General features: G+C 47.4%; 5 protein-coding genes. 4 read left to right on the top strand and 1 reads right to left on the bottom strand.

All coding sequences use genetic code 11. The features are described 5' to 3' along the window. The first annotated feature begins 86 nt into the window (after window positions 1–86). The 4 genes from ACFRAK_RS27320 to rsmI all read left to right on the top strand — a co-directional run bounded on the left by ACFRAK_RS27320 (window position 87) and on the right by rsmI (window position 3,037). Window positions 87–887, top strand: a complete 801-nt coding sequence (locus ACFRAK_RS27320; protein WP_394572929.1) for a PSP1 domain-containing protein — start codon at window positions 87–89, stop codon at window positions 885–887. Between the two features lie 33 nt (window positions 888–920). Continuing rightward, window positions 921–1,292: a DNA replication initiation control protein YabA gene (yabA, locus tag ACFRAK_RS27315; protein ID WP_394572928.1), complete on the top strand. Its 372-nt coding sequence runs from the start codon at window positions 921–923 to the stop codon at window positions 1,290–1,292. A gap of 82 nt (window positions 1,293–1,374) precedes the next feature. After that, window positions 1,375–2,130, top strand: a complete 756-nt coding sequence (locus tag ACFRAK_RS27310) for a tRNA1(Val) (adenine(37)-N6)-methyltransferase (RefSeq protein ID WP_394572927.1) — start codon at window positions 1,375–1,377, stop codon at window positions 2,128–2,130. Between the two features lie 16 nt (window positions 2,131–2,146). After that, window positions 2,147–3,037, top strand: a complete 891-nt coding sequence (gene rsmI / locus ACFRAK_RS27305; RefSeq protein WP_394572930.1) for a 16S rRNA (cytidine(1402)-2'-O)-methyltransferase — start codon at window positions 2,147–2,149, stop codon at window positions 3,035–3,037. Window positions 3,038–3,176: 139 nt separating this feature from the next. Here the strand turns inward: rsmI and ACFRAK_RS27300 are convergent, their stop codons facing one another. Continuing rightward, on the bottom strand, window positions 3,177–3,431 hold the full coding sequence (locus ACFRAK_RS27300; protein ID WP_006207408.1) for an AbrB/MazE/SpoVT family DNA-binding domain-containing protein: 255 nt from the start codon (window positions 3,429–3,431) through the stop codon (window positions 3,177–3,179). Window positions 3,432–3,585 lie beyond the last annotated feature (154 nt).

Below are 3,585 nucleotides of genomic sequence, written 5' to 3'. Positions count from 1 at the left end.
GGGTTTGGGCGGTAACACTCCGACGTGAGCACGCCCCCAGGCCCTAAGAATGGCCAATATGTACAGGCACAAGGGGGTTTATTTTTTTGTACAGTGTAGTAGGTGTCCGCTTCAAGAAAGCGGGCAAAATATATTACTTTGATCCGCTTGAACTGCCCGTGGAGAAGGAGAATTCCGTCATCGTCGAAACGGCGCGAGGTATTGAGTATGGTCAAGTTGTGATTGGAAAGAAGGAGGTCGGTGAGGCTGATGTCGTTCTTCCACTGAAGAAAGTCATCCGCATTGCAGGGGAATCCGATGCACGCATCGTTGAAGAGAACAAGCAAGCTGCGAAGGATGCCTTTACCACCTGTTTAAATAAAATCCGGGATCATGGTTTGAAGATGAAGCTGGTCGACGTGGAATTCACATTCGATCGTAACAAGATCATCTTCTACTTCACGGCCGAGGGCCGTGTGGATTTCCGCGAACTGGTCAAGGATTTGGCCAGCATATTCCGGACGAGAATCGAGCTTCGTCAGATCGGAGTACGAGATGAAGCGAAGATGCTCGGCGGGCTTGGACCTTGTGGACGTGTACTGTGCTGCTCCTCATGGCTCGGTGATTTTGAACCGGTATCAATCAAAATGGCGAAAGATCAAAGCCTATCGCTTAATCCGACAAAAATCTCCGGCTTATGCGGAAGATTAATGTGCTGCCTGAAGTTTGAGCATGATAATTATGAGAGCGTGAAAGAAGAGCTTCCATCTGTCGGCAAGATGGTCGTGACATCCCTGGGTGACGGCAAGGTTGTCGGCATCAATGCGGATAAACGGACGGTTCATGTTCAGCTGTTTGAAATTGGGAAGGTCAAAGAACTCCCATTGGATGACGTAGTCATCAAGTAGATCCAATAGAATGTTTATTTTCGGGGTGTAGACTTGGAGAAGAAAAACATTTTTGTGCTCATTCAAGAGTTGGAAACACAGATGGGACATATACACAGTGAACTGGGTGGACTCAAGCTGGTCATCAAGGAGTTGCTGGAAGAAAACCATCGCCTCAGTCTTGAAAATGAACAGCTCCGGAAAATACTAAAGCGGGAAGTAGCTCCGGCGGAACTAGAGAACCAGGTTGCACTTCAGTCTGTGTCTCCCATCAAGGGGGAAATGCAGGGAGAAGATGTGGTCGGAGAGGGATACGATAACTTAGCCCGTCTCTATCATGAAGGCTTCCATATCTGCAACGTCTACTATGGACATTTGCGAACGGAAGGCGATTGCCTTTTCTGTCTATCTTTTTTGAATAAATAAGAAGCCGTAGGATAAACTGCCTACGGTTTTTTTCTGAAATTAGAAGGTTATACTGTTTAGAATTAAGGAGTGTCATGAAACGATGAAATGGAATGAAGTCTCGCTGGCGCCATCGGAGCGGATCGATGATCTGCTTACCCATGAGCTGGGTATTATACAGAGTGAGGAGGTTTTCAGTTTCTCGATGGATGCGGTGCTGCTTGCCAGATTTGCCAGTATTCCGCGCAAGGGACGGATTCTGGACATGTGTACAGGGAACGGAGTTATTCCGATTCTCATGTCTACACGAACCAAGGCACCGATTGAAGGAATTGAAATCCAGCCCCGACTAGCAGATATGGCCAGGCGCAGTGTCATGATGAACGATCTCCAGGATCAGATCACCATTCATGAAGGGGATTTGAGAGAGCTTTACAAGGAGGAGGGGGTTGGCTACGGGGCTTATGATCTCATTACAGTCAATCCGCCTTATATGCCGTTGAATGGCAGCGATCTGAAGCTGAATGAACATCAGGCGATCGCCAGACATGAGGTTTATTGTACCTTGGAAGAGGTTATTGCATCTTGCGCGCGGTTACTGCGCCAAGGCGGCAAAATGAGTATGGTGCATAAGCCTTTACGCTTAGCAGAGATCATCACCCTCATGAGTCAATACCGTATCGAGCCAAAAGTAATACGTTTTGTTCATCCGCGTGCCAATATGGAGGCCAATATGGTATTAATTGAAGGAATACGCGATGGCAAGCCGGAAGTTAGACTAAAGGCGCCATTGATTGTATACGATGATCAGGGACAATACGGCGAGGAATTCATGGAGATCTATTATGGATCCCAATAGAGATGAGGCTAAGACAATGAGCAATCTGGTGCAACAGAGCTACGCGGCTCCTACAGACGGCAGTCCGGGTTCACTATATTTGGTAGCGACGCCCATCGGTAATTTGGAGGATATGACTTACCGGGCCGTACGAACGCTCCAAGAGAGCGACATTATCGCAGCTGAGGATACGAGGCAGTCGCGAAAGCTACTTACGCATTTTGACATTCCGGCCAAGCCTTTGTTCAGCTATCATGAGCATAATAAGGCGGCCAGCGGTCCTGAAATCATACGCTATATAATAGAAGGAAAAAATGTAGCGCTTGTCAGCGATGCCGGTTTGCCAGCGATTTCCGATCCCGGTGCGGATTTAGTGTCCCTGGCGATTGCAGCGGGAATTGCAGTCATTCCGATTCCGGGAGCCAATGCTGCGCTGTCCGCATTGATTGCCTCGGGTCTGCCGACCGAACGGTTCACCTTTATCGGATTTCTACCAAGGGAACGTAAAGATATCATCAATCAGCTGGGGGAGCTTACATCCGCGCACGGAACCTTGATTTTCTATGAATCGCCACACCGTGTGAAGAAGACGTTGTCGTTGATGGGGGAGGTACTGGGAAATCGAAAGGTGACGCTTGCTCGCGAGCTTACCAAACGGTATGAGGAGTTTCTTCGTGGAACGGTAGAGGAGTGTTCGGCTTGGCTGGAGGATCACCCTCCGCTCGGAGAATATTGTATCGTGGTTGAGGCCGGATCGGTAGAAGACGAAGTACGGGAACAGAATGCGTGGTGGCAGGAGATCGCACTCGAGGCACACGTGCAGCATTACGAAGAACAAGGTCTGAACCGTAAGGATGCGATGAAAAAGACCGCAAGTGATCGCGGAGTTTCGAAGCGGGATGTCTATAATGCACTTCTGAACGAATGAGAGCAGGTTATCGGGGCGTGGGGAGGATAACAAAAAAATACCTCCCTGCGGCCGGGTTCATAGCCGAGGAAGGCGCCAAGGAGATATGAAAAAGGTTAGAATTAACTAAAAGTAATAATGCTATTATATACTAAGTTTCTTAATTTGTCACAGGTGTAGGGATTTCCGAAATACATTCGTGACAAACGATTTTGCCTTTGAAATAAGTTACGTTCTCAGCATTGCCACAGAAGATGCAAGCAGGCTCATATTTCTTCAGCATGATGCGTTCGCCATCTACATAGATCTCCAGAGCATCCTTCTCACCGATTCCAAGTGTGCGGCGCAATTCGATCGGAATGACAACGCGCCCCAGCTCATCGACTTTCCTTACAATTCCTGTTGATTTCATCATAACTTATAAATGCCCCTCTCGCCATAATTTAAAAAAGTCATAATTCGACATTGTTCTAGTTTTTATGTTATTTATAGTACCAACGATTCCCAAAACAGTCAACCTATATTTTTGAGAAATCGGAACCTATTTACGAAAATATAGTGAACAAAAC

This window comes from Peribacillus sp. NPDC056705 (assembly GCF_043656335.1).
The sequence above is the reverse complement of the archived record's forward strand: the minus strand, read 5'-3'. Positions and strand labels throughout refer to the sequence as shown.